The 18,280-nt window shown below is 73.2% G+C and carries 18 protein-coding genes; 7 read left to right on the top strand and 11 right to left on the bottom strand.

The features are described 5' to 3' along the window. Nucleotides 1–76: 76 nt before the first annotated feature. The 4 genes from O7606_RS05650 to O7606_RS05665 form a co-directional block, all read right to left on the bottom strand. A complete protein-coding gene (locus tag O7606_RS05650) occupies nucleotides 77–976 on the bottom strand; it encodes a carbohydrate ABC transporter permease (RefSeq protein WP_281597994.1) in 900 nt (299 codons plus the stop codon). Continuing rightward, nucleotides 976–1,911 (bottom strand): sugar ABC transporter permease, encoded by a 936-nt coding sequence (locus O7606_RS05655; RefSeq protein WP_281597995.1) that lies wholly within the window; start codon nucleotides 1,909–1,911, stop codon nucleotides 976–978. The genes O7606_RS05650 and O7606_RS05655 overlap by 1 nt, the downstream gene beginning before the upstream one ends. A 35-nt stretch (nucleotides 1,912–1,946) precedes the next feature. Continuing rightward, nucleotides 1,947–3,185 (bottom strand): extracellular solute-binding protein, encoded by a 1,239-nt coding sequence (locus O7606_RS05660; protein ID WP_281597996.1) that lies wholly within the window; start codon nucleotides 3,183–3,185, stop codon nucleotides 1,947–1,949. A gap of 113 nt (nucleotides 3,186–3,298) precedes the next feature. Continuing rightward, nucleotides 3,299–3,502, bottom strand: coding sequence for a DNA-binding protein (locus tag O7606_RS05665; RefSeq protein ID WP_281597998.1), 204 nt, complete (start codon nucleotides 3,500–3,502; stop codon nucleotides 3,299–3,301). Between the two features lie 166 nt (nucleotides 3,503–3,668). Here O7606_RS05665 and O7606_RS05670 point away from each other — a divergent pair, with 166 nt between their 5' ends. Beyond that, nucleotides 3,669–4,139 (top strand): hypothetical protein, encoded by a 471-nt coding sequence (locus O7606_RS05670; RefSeq protein WP_281597999.1) that lies wholly within the window; start codon nucleotides 3,669–3,671, stop codon nucleotides 4,137–4,139. On the opposite strand, the gene O7606_RS05675 is transcribed toward O7606_RS05670, so the two are convergent. Next, a complete protein-coding gene (locus tag O7606_RS05675; protein WP_281598000.1) occupies nucleotides 4,111–4,632 on the bottom strand; it encodes a 2'-5' RNA ligase family protein in 522 nt (173 codons plus the stop codon). The genes O7606_RS05670 and O7606_RS05675 overlap by 29 nt on opposite strands. Before the next feature lie 146 nt (nucleotides 4,633–4,778). Between O7606_RS05675 and O7606_RS05680 the strand changes: the two genes are divergently transcribed. After that, a complete protein-coding gene (locus tag O7606_RS05680) occupies nucleotides 4,779–6,542 on the top strand; it encodes a DEAD/DEAH box helicase (protein ID WP_281598002.1) in 1,764 nt (587 codons plus the stop codon). A gap of 75 nt (nucleotides 6,543–6,617) precedes the next feature. Here O7606_RS05680 and lon read toward each other — a convergent pair whose 3' ends face one another. Further along, on the bottom strand, nucleotides 6,618–8,948 hold the full coding sequence (gene lon, locus O7606_RS05685; protein ID WP_281598004.1) for an endopeptidase La: 2,331 nt from the start codon (nucleotides 8,946–8,948) through the stop codon (nucleotides 6,618–6,620). 406 nt (nucleotides 8,949–9,354) lie between these two features. On the opposite strand from lon, the gene O7606_RS05690 reads away from it, so the two are divergent. Then, nucleotides 9,355–9,702, top strand: a complete 348-nt coding sequence (locus O7606_RS05690) for an Lsr2 family protein (RefSeq protein WP_281598005.1) — start codon at nucleotides 9,355–9,357, stop codon at nucleotides 9,700–9,702. Nucleotides 9,703–9,897: 195 nt separating this feature from the next. On the opposite strand, the gene O7606_RS05695 is transcribed toward O7606_RS05690, so the two are convergent. Further along, entirely contained in the window at nucleotides 9,898–11,028 is a 1,131-nt protein-coding gene (locus tag O7606_RS05695; protein WP_281598006.1) for a hypothetical protein, read from the bottom strand. A gap of 198 nt (nucleotides 11,029–11,226) precedes the next feature. After that, a complete protein-coding gene (locus tag O7606_RS05700) occupies nucleotides 11,227–12,096 on the bottom strand; it encodes a hypothetical protein (protein ID WP_281598008.1) in 870 nt (289 codons plus the stop codon). A gap of 87 nt (nucleotides 12,097–12,183) precedes the next feature. Between O7606_RS05700 and O7606_RS05705 the strand changes: the two genes are divergently transcribed. The 4 genes from O7606_RS05705 to O7606_RS05720 all read left to right on the top strand — a co-directional run bounded on the left by O7606_RS05705 (nucleotide 12,184) and on the right by O7606_RS05720 (nucleotide 15,391). Continuing rightward, complete coding sequence (locus O7606_RS05705; protein WP_281598009.1) at nucleotides 12,184–13,302, top strand: DICT sensory domain-containing protein; 1,119 nt, start codon at nucleotides 12,184–12,186, stop codon at nucleotides 13,300–13,302. Between the two features lie 14 nt (nucleotides 13,303–13,316). Continuing rightward, complete coding sequence (locus tag O7606_RS05710) at nucleotides 13,317–14,048, top strand: helical backbone metal receptor (RefSeq protein ID WP_281598010.1); 732 nt, start codon at nucleotides 13,317–13,319, stop codon at nucleotides 14,046–14,048. 207 nt (nucleotides 14,049–14,255) lie between these two features. Then, entirely contained in the window at nucleotides 14,256–14,840 is a 585-nt protein-coding gene (locus O7606_RS05715) for a hypothetical protein (protein WP_281598011.1), read from the top strand. A 182-nt stretch (nucleotides 14,841–15,022) separates the two neighbouring features. Next, a complete protein-coding gene (locus O7606_RS05720; RefSeq protein WP_281598012.1) occupies nucleotides 15,023–15,391 on the top strand; it encodes an FKBP-type peptidyl-prolyl cis-trans isomerase in 369 nt (122 codons plus the stop codon). 202 nt (nucleotides 15,392–15,593) lie between these two features. Here O7606_RS05720 and O7606_RS05725 read toward each other — a convergent pair whose 3' ends face one another. From O7606_RS05725 to O7606_RS05735, 3 genes are all read right to left on the bottom strand, one after another. Next, entirely contained in the window at nucleotides 15,594–16,142 is a 549-nt protein-coding gene (locus O7606_RS05725) for an STAS domain-containing protein (protein WP_281598013.1), read from the bottom strand. A gap of 155 nt (nucleotides 16,143–16,297) precedes the next feature. Further along, complete coding sequence (locus O7606_RS05730) at nucleotides 16,298–16,696, bottom strand: DUF3224 domain-containing protein (RefSeq protein ID WP_281598014.1); 399 nt, start codon at nucleotides 16,694–16,696, stop codon at nucleotides 16,298–16,300. A gap of 109 nt (nucleotides 16,697–16,805) precedes the next feature. Continuing rightward, nucleotides 16,806–18,068: an Ig-like domain-containing protein gene (locus O7606_RS05735; RefSeq protein ID WP_281598016.1), complete on the bottom strand. Its 1,263-nt coding sequence runs from the start codon at nucleotides 18,066–18,068 to the stop codon at nucleotides 16,806–16,808. Nucleotides 18,069–18,280 lie beyond the last annotated feature (212 nt).

The raw sequence follows: 18,280 nt of genomic DNA on the forward strand, positions 1-18,280 counted from the left end.
ACTACCTGCGTTTCCACAGGTAACCGGCGATCGGGCCGGGTCTCCCGCGACGGTGGGAGGCCCGGCCGGGCCGGGTCTAGCGGATCGAACCGCGCATCACCCCGGAGATCACCCAGCGTTGGGCCAGCAGGTACACCACCACCATCGGGGTCAACGCCATCAGGTACGAGGCGAACGCCACCGTGTAGTTGGTGTCGAACTGGCCCTGGAAGACGTACTGCGCCAGTGGCAGGGTCTGCGCGTCCGGGCTGGACAGGATCACCAGCGGCAGCAGGAAGTCGTTCCACGCCCACAGGCAGGTCAGGATGCCGACGGTGGCGTTCATCGGGGCGAGCAGCGGGAAGACGATCCGCCAGAACGTCGTCCAGATCCCGGCCCCGTCGGTCAGCGCCGCCTCCTCCAGCTCCCGGGGCACCGAGCGCAGATAGGCGACGTAGACGAAGATGTTGAACGCCAGCCCGTACACCACGTACAGAAAGATCAGGCCGAGCTGGTTGTCCATGTTCAGCCAGGCGGTCTGCTTCACCACCGGCAGCATGATGATCGGGAACGGCACGAACAGCGCCGACACGAAGTAGAAGTACAGCCCCTTGAACAGCCGGTGCTGCATGTTCCGGGCGATCGCGTAGGCGACCATCGAGTTGGTCAGCAGGGTCAACAGCACCGCCCCGACGGTGATCAGCGCGCTGTTCAGCGCGGCGTGTGGGAAGTCGGTGAGCCGCCAGGCGTCGGCGAAGTTCGCCCAGCGCGGGTCGGCCGGCAGGTCGAACCCGGCTCCGCCCAGCTCGTCGGGGGTCTTCAGCGCGGTGACCACGGTGAAGTACAACGGCACCAGCACGGTCAGCGAGCAGACCGCCAGCAGCGCGGTGAGCCACCAGCTCACCCCGGAGACCTGCCGCCGCCGACGCCGGGGCCGGTCGGGCGCGGCGACGGCCGGCGGCGGCGCGGTGGTCCCGGGCATCGAGGGAACGGACATCAGAGCGACACCTCCCGACGGCGCAGGACGCGCAGTTGGACCACCGACACCAGCACGATCACCACGAAGTACGCCACCGCGTTGGCGGTCTGGTACGCGAACTCGCCGCCCTGGAAACCACCCCGGAAGATGACCATCGACACCGGTTCGGTGCTGGTGCCCGGCCCGCCGTCGGTGAGCGCGACGACATGGTCGAAGACCATCATGAAGTTCTTCAACGACAGCACCATGTTGATGGTCAGGAACGCCGCGATCAGCGGGAACGTGACGCTGCGGAACTGCCGCCACCGCCCGGCCCCGTCGATCGCCGCCGCCTCGTACAGGTCGCCGGGAATGGCCTGGAGACCGGCCAGGTAGAGGATCACCGCGAACGCGGTGGCCTGCCATACCGCCAGCACCACCACGGCCAGCCAGGCCCACTCCGGGTCGGCGAGGATGCTGGTGGAGAGCGCGTCGACGCCGAGGGCCTGACCGAGCGCCGGCAGCGAGGTGCTGAACAGGTACTTGAAGATGTAGCCGACCACCAGCACGGCCAGCACGTTGGGCAGGAAAAAGACCGCCCGCAGCGTGGTGCGGAACCGGATCCGGGCGTGCAGCCCCATCGCGATCGCCAACGCCAGCACGTTGACCAGGATCGTCGCCACGATCGCGAACCGGAACGTGAACAGGTACGACGCCCGAACCCGGTCGTCGAGCAGCAGCGCGGCGTAGTTGTCCAGTCCGACGAAGTCCCACTCGCCGTAGCCGGCGTAGTTGGTGAAGCTGTAGAACACGCCCTGGAGCACCGGCACGGTGTGGAAGACGAAGAACAGCAGAAACGCCGGCAGCACCATCGCGTAGAACGCGGCCGGCACCCCACGTCGGCGGCGACCCCGCCGGCCGGGGGACGCCGGGCGGGCGGACGCGTCCGGGGGTCGGTCGGTCTGGACGGCCATAGGGGTACCTCCTGGTGTTCCCGGGCGGAGTCGGGTCAGCGACGGCGGGCGGCGACCTTCTCCCACTCCCGGTCCAGGGTGCGCAGCCACCGGTCCAGGTCACCGTCGATCAGGTACTGCTGGGTGACCGGCGCGAGCGGCACGGCCGGCGGGATCTGGTGGTCGACGAAGCCGGTCACCCGACCGTCACGGAACCAGGGCAGCGCCTCCCGCAGCACCGGGTCGGTGGGCTCGCTGCCACGCAGCGTCGGCACCGCCGCCTGCTCCCTGGCGTACGTCGCCACCACCTCGGGACGCAGCAGGTACCTGGCGAACGCCAGCGCCTCGGGACGGCGGTCGGTCTGCCGGCCGACGGTGATCGTCACGTCCACCCCGGAGACCAGGCGGGTCTCCTGCGGGGTGTCCGCCGGGAACGGGAAGACCCCGATGTCGAGATCCGGCCCGACGTCCCGGATCGGCGGCAGGGTCCAGCTCCCCTGCGCGTACATGGCCACCTCACCCCGGCCGAACGCCTGGTTGCCGGCGGCGTAGTCACGGGCGAACCGGTCCGGCTGGCCCAGCTCGGTGAGCTGCCGCAGTCGGCGACCGGTCTCGGCGTACCCGTCGGCGAAGGTGGTCTCCTCGGCGCGCAGCTTGTCGAAGAAGTCGTCCGGGGCGAAGTTGGTGGCGACGGCGTTGAAGGCGGGCATCGCCGTCCAGGCCTCCTGGAGGGTGAAGAAGAACGGGGTCACCCCGGCGGCCCGGAAGGTGCCCGCCGCCGCGAGCAGCTCCGCCCAGGTGGTCGGCACCGCCACCCCGTGCTGGGCGAAGAGCCGCTTGTTGTAGAGGATGCCGTTGGCGCTCGCGGCGAGCGGCAACGCGTTGACCTCGCCGTCGGCCCGGACGCCGAGGCCCTGCTGGATCTCCAGGATGCCCGGGTCGATCGTCTGCACCACCGGGTCGTCGGCGAAGTCGTGGAAGATGCCCGCCTCGGCCAGCTCGCCGAAGCTCCCGTCGCCGTTGAGCGCCAGCACGTCCGGCACGTCGTCGCGGACCAGCCGGGTGCGCAGCGCGGTCTCCGAGTCGGGCACGTGGTTCTGCCGTACCCGGATGTCCGGCCGTTCCCGCGCGAAGTCGGCGATGATCCGGTCGAAGGTGGCGATCGCCTCCGGTTTGAACTGGAAGAACTCGATGGTCGTCCGCCCGTCGGACGACCCGCCGGTCAGGGCGCACCCGGCGGCCAGCACGGTCAGGGTCAGCCCGGCGACGGCCCGGACGAGTCGACGTCGTACCACGGATCCCACCCCCGTTCCGCCGGAGGCGACATGCTTCCGGTTACGGACGGATCAATGGGTTAACTTCTACGCCTCGCCCCGGGGTCCCGCAATCCGAGCGCCGCTACGGCCGGTCATTCGGCCTCGTCGGGGGCGTCCAGATGCGGACGGTACTGCCGGATCCACGCCTCCACCTCGTCGATCCGCCACACCGCCCCCATCCCGAGCACGTCGTACGGCTTCGGGAAGTCCGGACGCGCGACAAGCTGCCGCACCCGCTGACGCGAGACCCCCAGCCGACGCTGGAGTTCACCGCTCCCGTACAGGTGTCGTGGCACGGCGTGAGATTAGCCGTGTGAACACTTTACAAACCGGCAGTGCCGATTCATGAACTTTACTAACCGGCACTGCCATCTTGACAAGAGAGCAGTCGACAGGCAGCGTGAAGTCATGCCTTGGTCACGGAGAATCACCCCGGTTCCGTACGCGCCGCGTCATCGGCCGGTGCTGCGGCGGTGGCGGCTGACCTGCTCGTGCGGGCTGCCGTCCTGGCGACGCTGCCCCGACCGACGCCACCCCGTTCCGCCTGGTCCGCTCGCCGCCCCGCCCCGAAGCTGCGCCGAGCGCCGGGCCCTCCCCCGGGCGACCGACGCGCCGCCGCCGCCCCGGCCGGGCCGCAACGCCGGCCACTGGACCCGCAGCCCTGCCCCCTGGCTGCACCGGCCGGCCCGACCGTCCTGGCGGTGCCGGGTGGACGGCGCGCCGTGGCCGTGTCAGCCGGCGAAGTCCCGGCTGCTCACGCTGTACGCCGACGACCGGTTGGCGCTGCTGATGCACCTCGGCGCGCTGATGCAGCGAGCCGCCGGCGAGTTGCCGGCCGACGTGGACGTGGTCGACCGGTTCCTGCTCTGGGCCCGCCGCGCCCCCGCCGTCGACGCTGGTCCGGTCACCGACGGCGACCGCCTAGCGGGCTGACCGTCCGGTCGGCGCTGTCGTAGCTGCGGGCCGCCACGAACGCCCCCGCCAGCCGGTCCACGTCGGCCACCGCGCGGGTCAACCGGCGGTCGGCGTCCCGGAAGCGCAGCGCCAGGCTCAGGTGCGGGATCCAGCGCCCCGGCGCGTGCCAGGGCAGCAGCCCGTCGGTGGCGGCGAGGGTGTCCCAGACGGCGGCGTGCAGCGCGGTGAGGGCGGGCGTGGGGCGCAGCAGCCAGACCAGCGGCGCGCTGCCGTCCAGCACGGCGACCCGGTCGAGTTGCGCCGGCAGCGGCAACGCCGCGTCGACCAGGGCGGCCAGGCGCTCCTCGACGCCGGGCGGGAACTCCGTCACCGAGGCGAGAGTCAGGTGCGGCCGGTTCGTCGGGTGGGTGTTACGGGCCAGGCTGGGCAACCCCACGCCGGCGAGCCGGCCCCACACGTCCCGGACGGTCTGCTCCAGCTCCGCCGAGCAGAGCAACTCCACCGTCCGCACCCGCCCAGGCTAACGACCGGGCGGGGCCCCTTCCCGACGGGTACGGGAGCGGCTCCTGCCTGGTCTCGCAGCACGCGCGACTGGGTCCACGGCGTCATGTGCCGGTCGCCGGAGCGGGCCGACGGCGGTGATGAAAGGCTTGTCGCATGAGTTCCGCACCTGTACGGCCCGATCCGACCGCCGGACCGGGCACCGACGACGAGGCGACCCCGTTCGCCGACCTCGGCCTGCGTGACGAGCTGCTGGCCGCGCTCACCGCGCTCGGCTACGAGGAGCCCACGCCGATCCAGCGGGAGGCGATCCCGCCCCTGATGGCCGGCCGGGACCTGCTGGGGCAGGCCGCCACCGGCACCGGCAAGACCGCCGCGTTCGCGTTGCCGCTGCTGCACCGGATGCCCGCCGACCGCTCCGGCGGTGACCCGGTGGCGTTGGTGCTGGTGCCGACGCGGGAGCTGGCGGTGCAGGTGTCCGAGGCGTTCCACCGGTACGGCAAGGACCTGGGCGCCCGGGTCCTGCCGATCTACGGCGGCCAGCCGATCGGGCGGCAGTTGCGTGCCCTCGAGGCCGGGGTGGACGTGGTGGTGGCCACCCCGGGGCGGGCGCTGGACCACATCGCCCGGGGCACGCTGCGTCTCGGTGACCTCGCCACGGTGGTGCTCGACGAGGCCGACGAGATGCTCGACATGGGCTTCGCCGAGGACATCGAGGCGATCCTGGAGCACACCCCGGCCGAACGGCAGACGGTGCTCTTCTCGGCGACGATGCCGAGCCGCATCGACGGGATGGCCCGCCAGCACCTCACCGATCCGGTACGCATCCTCATCGCCCGGGAGCAGCCGGTGGCCGGGGAGGCCCCCCTGGTGCGGCAGAGCGCGTACATCGTGGCGCGGGCGCACAAGCCGGCGGCGCTGGGCCGGGTCCTGGACGTCGAGTCGCCCACCGCGGCGATCGTGTTCTGCCGCAGCCGGGAGGAGGTCGACCGGCTCACCGAGACGATGAACGGCCGGGGCTACCGGGCCGAGGCGCTGCACGGCGGGATGAGCCAGGAGCAGCGGGACCGGGTGATGGGCCGGCTGCGCGCCGGTACCGCCGACCTGCTGGTGGCGACCGACGTGGCGGCCCGGGGCCTGGACGTCGAGCAGCTCACGCACGTGGTGAACTACGACGTCCCGTCAGCGCCCGAGTCGTACGTGCACCGGATCGGGCGGGTCGGCCGGGCCGGTCGGGAGGGGGTGGCGATCACCCTCGCCGAGCCGCGGGAGCACCGGATGCTCAAGACCATCGAGCGGGTGACCGGGCAGCGGATCGCCATCGACAAGATTCCCACGGTGGCCGACCTGCGGACCCGACGCCTTGAGCTGACCCAGGCGGCGCTGCGGGAGAGCCTGCTGGAGGACGACCTGGAGCCGTTCCGGGTGATCATCGAGTCGTTGTCGGACGAGTTCGACATGATCGAGGTGGCCCTCGCGGCGGTGAAGCTCGCCCACGAGGCCACCTCCCCCGGCACCGACGACGACGAGGAGATCCCGCAGGCGGCGGTCCGCGCGCCCCGCGAGGGCCGGCCGGGGCACGACGGGCGGGGTGAGCGCCGGCCGTCCTCCCGGCCCCGCGGCGCCGGCACCACGCAGGTGTTCATCGGGCTGGGCCGGCGGGCCGGGGTACGCCCGCAGGACCTGGTCGGGGCGATCACCGGGGAGACCCGGATCAGTGGCCGGGAGATCGGCTCGATCGAGATCGCCGACCGGTTCTCGCTGGTGGAGGTGCCGCAGGCGGTGGCCGACGAGGTGATCGCCGGGCTGCGGGGCAGCACCATCAAGGGCCGCAAGGCGACCGTGCGCCGGGACCGCGACGGCGAGGGCGAGGGTGAGCGCCGCTTCGACGGCGGCGACCGCAGGCACCCCCGCCGCTGAGCGCCGCCGCCGGACGTCGCGACGGCCCCCCGCTGACGCCTCGCGCGCAGCAGGGGGCCGTTCGCGTAACCGCCGTCAGGCGGCGGTGAGGGCGGGGCCGGTGAGGGCGTCGGCGTCGGCGGGGCGCAGCGCCAGGGCGAGCACGTCCGCGACGTCGGCGAGAGTGTGCACGGTGAGCGCCTGGCGGACCTCGGCCGGGAGGTCGTCGAGGTCCGGCTCGTTGCGGGCCGGGATGATCACCTCGGTCAGGCCGGCCCGGTGGGCGGCGAGCAGTTTCTGCTTCACCCCGCCGATGGGCAGCACCCGGCCGGAGAGCGTCACCTCACCGGTCATGCCGAACTCGGGACGGACCGGTCGGCCGCTGGCCAGCGAGGCGAGCGCGGTGACCATGGTGATGCCGGCGCTCGGGCCGTCCTTGGGCACCGCCCCGGCCGGCACGTGCAGGTGGATGCGTCGCCCGGCGAGGGCGTTCGGGTCCAGCCCGAGCCGCCGGCCGTGCGAACGCAGGTAGGAGAGCGCGATGTGCGCGGACTCCTTCATCACGTCGCCGAGCTGGCCGGTCAGGGTCAGCCCCGGCTCGCCGTCCATGCTTGTCGCCTCGATGAACAGCACGTCGCCGCCGACGCCGGTGACGGCCAGGCCGGTCGCGACCCCCGGCACGGCGGTGCGTTCCGCGGACTCCGGGGTGAACTTCGGCCGCCCCAGGTAGCGGGCCAGGTCGGCCACGTCGACACGGACCGGGGCCGGGTCGGTGGCCAGGGCGACGGCGACCTTGCGGAGGATCTTCGCCAGGGCCCGTTCGAGTTGCCGGACACCGGCCTCCCGGGTGTGTTCGCCGGCGATCCGCGCCAGGGCGGCGTCGGTGACGGTCACCTCCTCGGCGGTCAGTCCGGCCCGGTCCCGCTGGCGCGGGAGCAGGTGGTCACGGGCGATGGCGACCTTCTCCTCCTCGGTGTAGCCGTCCAGGGTGACCAGCTCCATCCGGTCCAGCAGCGGGCCGGGGACGTTCTCCACCACGTTGGCGGTGGCCAGGAAGAGCACGTCGGACAGGTCGAGGTCGACCTCCAGGTAGTGGTCGCGGAAGGTGTGGTTCTGCGCCGGGTCGAGCACCTCCAGCAGCGCGGCGGCCGGGTCGCCGGCGTAGCCGACGGCCAGCTTGTCCACCTCGTCCAGCAGGATCACCGGGTTCATCGAGCCGGCTTCGCGCAACGCCCGGACGATCCGCCCGGGCAGCGCGCCGACGTAGGTGCGCCGGTGGCCACGGATCTCCGCCTCGTCCCGCACGCCGCCGAGGGAGACCCGGACGAAGGTGCGGCCGAGCGCGCGGGCCACCGACTCGCCGAGGCTGGTCTTGCCGACGCCGGGCGGGCCGGCGAGGGCGAGGACCGCCCCCGAGCCGCGTCCGCCGACCACGCCGAGGTTGCGCTCGGCGCGACGGTTGCGCACCGCGAGGTGCTCCAGGATGCGGTCCTTGACGTCGGCCAGGCCGGCGTGGTCGGCGTCGAGCACGGCCCGGGCCGCGGCCAGGTCGGTGTTGTCCTCGGTACGGGTGGTCCACGGCATCTCCAGGACCGTGTCCAGCCAGGTACGGATCCAGCCCGCCTCAGGGGAGGCGTCGCTGGCCCGCTCCAGCCGGCCGACCTCGCGCAGCCCCGCCTCGCGGACGTTCTCCGGCAGGTCGGCGGCCTCGACGCGGGCCCGGTAGTCGGCGGAGCCGTCCGGCTCGTCCTCGCCGAGCTCCTTGCGGATCGCGGCGAGCTGCTGGCGCAGCAGGAACTCCCGCTGCGACTTCTCCAGCCCCTCGCGGACGTCGGTGTTGATCCGTTCGCTGACCTCCTGCTCGGCCAGGTGGTCCTTCACCCAGTTGACCAGGAGTTCGAGCCGGGCGGTGACGTCCGGCGCGGCGAGTAGCTGGGTCTTCTGGCCGGGCGTCAGCCAGGAGACGTAGCCGGCGGAGTCGGCCAGCTCGGAGAGGTCGGTCATCCGCTCGATGGCGTCGATGACCTGCCAGGCGCCACGCTGTTGGAGCACCGAGGTCATCAACGCCCGGTACTCGCGGGCGAGCTCCCGGGCCCGGCCGGTGGGCGCGGGTTCGACCAGTTCGGTGGCCTCCACCCACAGGGCCGCGCCGGGACCGGGCACGCCGGAGCCGATCCGGGCCCGGGTGAGACCCCGGACGACGGCCGCCGGCTCGCCGCTGGGCAGCCGGCCGACCTTCTCGATGGTGGCGACCGCGCCGACCGGGCCGTACGCGCCGTCGATGCGGGGCACGGCGAGCAGCTTGTGGTCGCCGGTGGCCCGGGCCGCGTCGACCGCGGCCTGGGTGGTCGGGTCGAGGGTCACCGGGATGACCATGCCGGGCAGCAGGACGGCGTCGGTCAGGGGAAGTACCGGAAGAGTAGCCATCGAACACCTGCCATCAGGGTTGGACTTGAGCGTGTCTGACTCAAGTCGTCGGCCCGACCCCTTGTTCCACGGTGTGACCCAGCACACACCCTGCCCACTTCCGCCGAGTGGCACCGGACGGGTGTCGTCGGCCGCCACGTTTTGCACAACAGGAACGTGAAGCGGATCACGTTCCGTTGTTGCGTAAACTGCGGAGCACGAACCGACCCGCCGTCGCCGCGCCCGGCGGGCTACGTCGACCTGCACGAAGACCCCGTCGGGCGACCAGCAATTTCCACGCTGAGGGTGGATTTCAGGGCCCGGCAGGGCAGCGTCGCAATGCCAGTCGCCGCGTATTGTTGCGGATTTGCGGTGTGATACGTCAAACTCTTAGCCACAACCGGCGCCACACAAGGAGTAATCGACGATGGCCAGGAAAGTAATCACAGTTCTGACGGACGACCTCGACGGCGGAAAGGCCGACCGGACGGTCGAGTTCGGGCTCGACGGCGTCATGTACACCATCGATGTGTCGGACGAAAACGCGGGGGTGCTCCGCAAGGCCCTGGACCCCTACATCAACGCTGGCCGGCGCATCGGCCGAGGCGCGGTCGAGAGCACCCGCGGGTCGCGCCGTCCCGGTCGTCCCGCGACGTCCGGAATGGATCGTGAGCAGAACCGCGCCATCCGCGAATGGGCCACCAAGAACGGCTACGAGATTTCCGAGCGGGGTCGCATCCCCGTCTCGGTCGTCGAGGCCTACAAGAACCGCTGAGCCACCCGGCTCCCGCATTACCCCCGCCCCGGAGCCCGGCCCGCACGCTGGGAATCACCGACCGCGCCGGTCGGGTCACCCTCTGCCCGCCCCACCCCCCAGGGGCCGAGCAGACGCACCGTGCCCCCGTTCCACGTTTCCGGCCGGCCGGGCCGCCGACCGCACGGCGACCCGGCCGGGACCGATCGGGGACGGTCAGCGACCCACCCGGATCCGCACCACGTCGAATGCCGGGGTCTGGTTGGCCCGCTCCATCATCGGCAACCGGTGCGAGCCGTCGCCGGCCCAGACCGCGCACTGGGCGACACCCGACTCCGGCAGGCCCGGCACCTGGATGCTGACCTCGTCCGGCTGCGCGCCGCCGCCACCGTCCTCGGTGGCCACGAAGAACGCCGGCACCGCCGCCGGGTCCGGCGGCGTCCGGGTGCTGCCGAGCATCCGGCAGGCGGTGTGGAAGTGCCCACGCACCAGCCCCTGGTCGTTGAGCAGGGAGCTCTCCAGGTAGTACCCGCCCTGCCCGGCGGCCAGGAAGCGGTCCCGCACCAGGTTGCGGGTGGCGACGCGCAGGGTGAACGCCTGGTTGACCCGGACCTGGTTGGGGAAGCGGGTGATCAGCAGCGACGGGTTGTTCGCCGCGCTGCCCACCTCGCCGAAGGCGGTGCTGACGCACCGGTTGCCGTTCTGGAAGCCGTCGTGGGGCTGGAGCCGGCTGTCGTCGCAGTCGTCGGCGAGCACGTCCAGCCCGTTGTCGCCGTCGTCGTCCCCGTCGTCGTCGCCGCCGCTGCTGCCGGAGGTGGTGACCTGGCACTCCGCGAGCCGGTCCAGACCCTCCGGCCGGGCGGCCACCCGGCCGATCGCCAGCGTGATCCGCTCCAGGGTGGCCCGACGCTTGTCGGCCAGCGGCCCCAGGACGGCCGCCCGGACGAACGCCTCACCCCGGTCCCCGTCGGCGGCCAACCTACGGTCCGCCTCGGCGATCTGGGTCTGGAGCAGGTTCAGGTTCCGGGTCACCTCGTCGCGGGCCCGGTCGGGAATCTCCGGCAGTTGCGCCGCCACGTCCGGGCAGCTCACCACCCGGGTCGTGGCCGGGCCGCCGGAACGGCACTCCTGCACCGACATCTGGCCGTCACCCCAGTGGTTACGGACGTCCCGCCCGTTCTGCCGGCTCACCGTGGTGCCACGGCCGCCCGGCGCCGTCGCGCCCGGCGCGGGGGCGACACACGCGCCGGCGGCGCTGGCGGTGCTGCGGCGGTCCTCGGCCGAGGAGATCTGGGTGACCGCGACGATCCCCGCGAAGACGGCGAGCGTGCCGACCACCGCCAGCACCCTCGTGCTCCGTGCGCGCCCCGTCGACCGGCGCGCCCGTGTGAACCTGCGCATCGCTGGGTTCTCCTTTTCGATCCGCCGTGCCTTCGCCCACCACGGGGCGAGCATGATCCTGTCCGTTCGGGCGGAGGTACGGACCCGCGCCGCGGAAGGTTCAACGCCTCGGCACACGCGGCCGGCGGAACCCGGCCGGGAGAGTCAGTCGAAGCTGAGGTGGTCCAGGTCGAACGGTCTGGCCATCTCGTCCCGACGGGCGCGCAGCCGGGCCACGTCCCGCCCCAACTCGCCCCGGGGCACCGTCACCGGCGCCCCGGCGTCGAGCGCCCGCAGCCGGTGACCGATCGCCGCGGCGGCCAGATCCTCGGCCAGTCGGGTGGCGTCCACCCCACAGGTGAAGCGGTGCTCCCACACCCGGACCCGCTCGACCAGGCACCGGCCGGGGCTCGTCTCGACCCAGCCCCAACCCTCGGCGGGGCCGTCCGTCCAGCGCACGCGCAGCCCGCGCAGGATCGGGTCGACGAGCTGCCGCCCCACGTACGCCTCCACGGCGGCGGCCCGGGCGATCGCGCCCAGGTCGTTGACGGGGCCGCTGCGACCGTCCGGAAGGCGACCGATGATGTCCCGGAAGCCGACCGGCGCCGGATCCGGGTCGAACCGCTCCGGCATTCCGGCGCTGTAGCCCCGGGCGTCGATGAGGTACTCCACCAGCCGCCGCCCGTGCGTGTCGGCCCGCAACGTCGCCGATTCGACGTGCAGCGACGCCAGACCGACCGCCGCGCAGACCGCCTGACGCAGCCGCACGTCCCGTCGGGCCGCCGCGGTGGCCGGCGGCGGGGCCAGCACCACCACGAAGACCGGCCGACCGGTGTCCGCGTCGGACACGACGAAGTCCAGCACGGCCCGTCCCGCCACGCTCCACTGGTGACCGGTGATCCCCGGCGGGCGCCTGAGCAGCAGCTCACCGAGCCGACGGTCGGCGTACACGAGATGACCGCCCCGCTCCAGCGCCGGCGCGCGTCCGGTGGCCTGCGGCGGGCGCGGCGGGGCGCCGTCGTCGGTGATCGTCATGGTCCGTCCCTCTCGTGCCGGCCAGAGTCTAGGACGCCGGTCACGCCCGTCACCCGGCACGGTCGGTGGTCTTCTACCCTCGGACGCATGCTGCACCGTGGCCGCCCCCTGGACCGGCTGACCAAACAGAGTCTGGTCACCGTGTCCCATGCGATCGAGCAGGCCGCGTCGGCCACCGCCGAGGACGGGCCGCTCGTGGTGTTCGCCCTGTTCCAGCGGATGCCGTACTTCGAGCGGGAGCGGGCGCGGTACGAGCGGATCGCGGCGGTGGCCGCGGTCACCGTGGTCGGCGCGGTGACCCCCACCGCGCCGACCGTCCTGCCGGAGCCGGTCACCGGAGTCCCCCTCGACGAGTCCGAGGAGCTGGCCCGGGAGTGGACGGTCGTGGCGCTGACCCCCCGGTTCGGAGCGGCCCTGGTCGCCCACGACCGGATCGAGGTCGACCCGGCGGCGACCAGCCTGGAGGCCGGCCGGCTCTTCGACGGCTGGTGGGGGTTCCGCCGGGACGAAGCGTTGCACGAGGTGCTCCGGTTGCGCCGGACGCTTGCCGATCGCCTGCCCCCGGCCGTGCTGGCCGCCGTCGACGACGTGGTCGCCCGGGTCCGGGACCTGCCCGCCGCCCCCGGCGAGGCCCGCGGTGAGGCGGCGTTGCGGCTGCTGGCGGACCGGGTCGAGCGGGCCGGCCGGGTCGTCGCGGCGCCCCGGCGACGCGCCACCGGGGCGGACACGCCGGTGCTCGACGAGGCGGCGCTGCTGCGGTGGGCCGGGCGGGGGGCCGCCTCCGGGTCGCTGCCCGTCGCGTTGGTAGGGGTCCGGGTGGAGGAGCCGGCCGGCGCGCCGGAACGGATCGGTCGACGCACCGCCGCCCGGGAGACCCAGGCGGTGCTCGGCGCGGTCACCGCCGCGCTGCGCCCGGTCGACCGGGCGGTACGCCTCGACGACCAGGAGTACCTGCTGGTGCTGCCGGCGCTGACCGAGCAGGCGGCGGTCGCCGTGGCCCACCGGGTCACCGAGCAGGTCGCCGGGCTGGCCCGGTCCTACCCTTTCGTCGCGTACGCGGTGCACGCGGCGGTCACCGTGACCGCCCGGCGGCCCCTGCCCGTGGGCGACCTGCGTTCGGCGCTGCGCTGGGCCGTCCGGGAAGGGGTGCCGGTGGCGACGCTCGGCGAGGAGAACCACCCCCCGCCGGCCAGCCGGCTGCGGTGACGGGAGGCGACCGGGTGCGCGTGGTCTCGTTGGTGCCGTCGCTGACCGAGGCGGTCGCGGTCACCCTGCCCGGCGTGCTGGTCGGGGCGACCGACTGGTGCGCCCACCCGGCCGACCTCGACGTGCCCCGGGTCGGCGGCAGCAAGTACCCCGACCTGGAGCGGGTGCTCGCGCTCCGCCCGGACGTGGTCCTGTGCAACGTCGAGGAGAACCGTCGGGAGGACGCCGACACGCTCGCCGCCGCCGGCGTGCCGGTCCGGGTCACCTATCCGCGTACCGTGCCACAGGCCCTGGCCGAGCTGACGGACGTCCTCGCCGAGCTGGGCGCGGACCGGGAGCCGACCTGGCTCACCACCGCCCGGCGGGCCTGGACGACGCCGTCCGTCCCGGCGGCGCTCGCGAGCCGGGCCGTGGTCCCGGTCTGGCGGCGGCCCTGGGTGGTCCTCGGTGGCGACACCTTCGCCGGGGACGTGCTGCGTCGGCTCGGGGTGCGGCACCGCTACGCGACGGACCCGCGCCGGTACCCCCGCCCCGACCTGGCCGAGCTGCGCGGGCACCGGCCGGACCTGGTCGTGCTGCCGGACGAGCCGTACCGGTTCACCGCCGAGGACGGGCCGGACGCCTTCCCCGGGGTGCCGTGCGCGTTGCTCTCCGGCCGACATCTGACCTGGTACGGCCCGTCGCTGGCCGAGGCGCGCGACGTGCTCGCGGCGCAACTGGCGCGTCCCGTCTCCCACCAGGGCTGACCCACGCCCCCGGTTCCGGTCCGGCCCCGCCTCCGGTTCACGCCCCGGCCCTGGTCCGCGCCCGACGGGCCCGACGGGCCCGTGGAAAGGGGGGCGAAGGTCCCGGGTCGGCCGGGACCGGTCGGCCCTGCCCGCCACCGTCGCGCCGGGCTGGAATGGAGATGCCACCGGGAAGCGGTGCGAAGCGCGAAGGAAGGGACGGACACCATGACCGCGACGATCGAGCGGAACACCGCCCGCGCCGCCACCCCGGCGGCGCCCACCGAGGCCCGGGTGAACGGGACCCCGGCGACCCGGACCGGGCGGGAGCGCGCCACCCGGTACGTCTTCGCCGGCATCCGGATCGCGCTCGGCTGGACCTTCCTCTGGGCCTTCCTCGACAAGACGTTCGGGCTGGGTCACGGCACCGAGGCGAAGAACGCCTGGATCGACGGCGGCAGCCCGACCAGGGGCTTCCTCGCCTTCGGCGCGGAAGGTCCGTTCCAGGGCGTCTACCACGGGATCGCCGGGGCGGCCTGGGCGGACTGGCTGTTCATGACCGGTCTGCTCGGCATCGGCCTGGCGCTGCTGCTCGGCATCGGCATGCGGATCGCGGCGGTGGCCGGTGGTCTGCTCTACGTGCTGATGTGGACGGTCGTGCTGCCCCCCGAGAACAACCCCTTCCTGGACGAGCACCTGATCAACGCGGCGCTGCTGGCCGGTCTCGCGCTGGTCGCCGCCGGCGACACCCTCGGCTTCGGTCGGGTCTGGGCGAAGCTCCCCCTCGTCCGGCGTCTGCGCTGGCTGCGCTGACCACGACCGGCGTCGGGCCGGGTGGGCCGGCGCGCCCACGACGGTAACGGCGGACGTCACCAAGCGGTGACGTCCGCCGTTTCACGTGTCCCACCGCGGACCTGCCTCCTGGCGCGCATCGGCGTCGCACGATCCGGCAGGATCGATCTGAACAGTGATCGCACGGAGGCAGGAGAGCCAGGATGAACAAGCCAGAGGTAGGCCCGATCGAGGGCGCGCCGCCCGCCGACCTCGTAATCGAGGACGTCACCGTCGGCGAGGGCCCCGAGGCGGAGCCGGGTCAGCTCGCCAGCGTGCACTACGTCGGCGTGGCGCACTCCACCGGCCGCGAGTTCGACGCCTCCTGGAACCGGGGGGAGACCTTCGAGTTCCGGCTCGGTGGCGGGCAGGTCATCTCCGGCTGGGACCGGGGCGTGGTGGGGATGCGGGTCGGTGGTCGCCGTCGGCTCACCATCCCGCCGCACCTGGGCTACGGCAGCCGGGGCGCCGGGGGCGTGATCAAGCCGAACGAGACGCTGGTCTTCGTCGTCGACCTGGTCGGCGTGAGCTGACCCACGCCGCGACGGACCGACCGGCAGCGCCCGCCCGGCGGCGCCCGGCGCCCGGCGGATCAGCCGCTCGGCGGTCGCCACTTCGGTGATGTCGTGCCGCCACCAGCGACGACGACACGACATCACCGGAGACGGCGGGACGGACCCGGACAGGCCACGGCGAGCGGACGGCGGAGGCCGCCACCCGGGGCGAACCGGATGGTCAGGCCGCGGCGAGCGGGCGACGGGCCAGCGTCGGGCGTGGCCTGGACGGGCCGTCGACCGGCAACCCGACCCGGGCCGGGTCCGACTCCAGCGGAGCCCACCCGACGCCGCCCCACGGGCCGTCGACACCGACCGGGCGGCCCGGCGGGACGGCGCGCCGCCCGGCAGCGGACGACGCCCCCGCCCCGACCGCCGACGTCTGCGCCGGCAGGGTGACCCGGGTCGGGCCCTGGACCACCGGGACGACCCGGTGCAGCCCGGTGCCACGGAGCACCCGCACGATCATCGGATGCGGGTCGACCAGCACCAGCTCGCCGCCCCTGGCCCGGACGCCCAGGTGGGCGGCGATCAGGGTGCGGATCGCGGCAGCCGAGAAGACCGACACCTCGGAGAGATCCAGCCGCAACAGCGGCCGGACCGGCTGCGCCCACAACACCGACCGGAACTGGGCCACCGTCGCGATGTCGATCTCGCCGGCCACCCGCACGTCGACCGCCCGGTCGCTGACGGCGACCTCGACCTGGAGCTGGTCATCACGCTGCCTCATGACCTCGAATCTAGGCGGTGGGGGTGACAGTTCTCCTCATGCCGGAGGCCGATTCCGGGTACTCCCCGGGTCGGATCAGGGACACCCCCGACCCCGCGGGGCGGACGTCCGGCGAGCCCGCTCGGCCGTACGGGTGAGCATGGTCGGCGCCCGGGTCAGCGTCCGACGGTGTAGTCGAAGGTGAAGCCGTGTTCCCCGTCCACCAGCCGGATCTCCATGACGCCGGTCAGGCCGGTCAGGTCGCCGGTGCCGGTGTCCGGCACCACCCGGATGGTGAGCGCGCCGCTGCCCCGGTCCATCACTCCGCAGTGTTGCAGGACGAAACTGCCCAGCCGTCCGTGCAGGGTGCCGACCACCCGTTCGAAACCGACGTAGCCGCCCGAGCCGGGGCGCGTCGCCTCCGCCGTCAGCAGGTGGCCGACGCTGGACGCCTGTAGGTCGCCCTGGAACTCCTTGGTCACCACCGCCCGGGCAAGCCGGCCGCCCGCCCGGTCGTCGTAGGGTGGCTGCTCCTCCCAGATCAGGTCGACGGCGCCGACGGCACGGACACTCATGACTCGCTCCCCCCGGGTGGCACCCGACGGAGATCATCATGCCTGACCAGCGCTAACGTCGCAGTCCACCACCCGGGCGATCTCGGGCGGGCGACCGGCGACCGGGTGGTCAGCCACCGCTGCCGGACCGGGTCGGCTCCGGGGTGGCCCCGGTGACCGGCGCGGCCGGGCTGGGCGACGTCGCCGGCCCGAGGTTCGCCGGCACCGGCAGCGCGCTGCCACGCACGAACTCGTCCCAGCTCACGTTCCAGGCGGTCCAACCGTTGCCCGGCTGCAACGGCACCTCGGTGCCCCGGACGGTGATCAGGTCCCCGACCTGGGTGACGCCCATCAGCCAGTCGGCGGCGTCGGCGGAGACGTTGGCGCATCCGTGCGACACGTTGGTGTAGCCCTGGTCCCCCTCCGACCAGGGCGCGGAGTGGATGAACTCCCCGCCCCAGGTGTACCGCTGGGCGTCGTCCACGTCGACCACGTAGCCGCCGTCCGGCTCGCCCCGGGTGTCGAAGGTGGTCCGCTCGTGCTTCTCCATGATCACCATCTTGCCGCTGGAGCTGGGCGTGCTCGGCTTGCCGAGACTGACCGGGATCTTGCGCACCAGCTTGCCGTCGCGGAACACCGACATCTGCTTGGTGGCGTTGTCGACCTCCAACGCGACCTGCCGGCCGATCCTGGACGTCGCCCGCCGGTCGGCGTCACCGATCCGGTCCTTGCCGATGGGCAACCCCTCCAGGGCCGAGCGGACGTCGATCGTCGTGCCGGGCCGCCAGAAGTCCGGCGCGCGGTAGTAGACCTGGGTGCCGTCGTCCAGCCACGACCAGGCCCCCGGCTGCGGCGGGTCGGTCCTGACGAACAGTCGACGCTGAACGTCGTCCCTGGCCTCTTTGGGAATGGGCGGGTCGAACGCCACCGTTACCGGCATCGCCGTTCCGTACGTCCGGTTACCGACGAAGTAGAGCGTGCTGGTAATTGCCGGGACATTTGATTTGGGGGCGGTGGTGAAGGTCGTCCGGCGGGTGGTGGTCTTTCCGGCGTCATCGGTGGCGGTCACCTCTGCGGTGTACGTGCGGCGGTGGGCCAGCGGCGCGGTGGGCACCCACGCCGAACCGTCGGCGCGGGGCTCGGCCCGTACCGGTCGGCCTTTGTCGTCCCGGATCCGCACTTCGGTGACCTTTCCACCGCGCACCGTCACTCCCACCTCGCCGCTGATCGGGATGTTCCGGGCGTGGTCGGTCGGGGTGACCGTCAACTCCGTCGGTGTCCCGGCTCCCGCCCGGGCCTTTCCCGGCCCGCGGTCGGCCGTGCACCCGCCGAGCGCCAGCGCGGTGGCGGCGATGGTCGCCGCGGACAGCGTGAACCGCCGCCTCAACTCCATGATGCTCCTCCCCGTTCAGGTTCCTCCGGCACATTGTGGCCAGGCGCGACGAGCCGGCGTGGCAATTTCGAAGAATTCTCGGAGATCGTCGCCGGACAATTCCTTTTGGTAGATCCCGGGCGGCGTCCGCCGTTTCGCCCGCACTCGACCCGGCCGCCGCCACCGTGCCGCCCCCGCCCGTCGACACACCGAAGCGACCGTTTCGAGTCGTT

The organism is Micromonospora sp. WMMD882, from assembly GCF_027497255.1.
In the GTDB taxonomy this organism is placed as follows: Bacteria; Actinomycetota; Actinomycetes; order Mycobacteriales; family Micromonosporaceae; genus Micromonospora.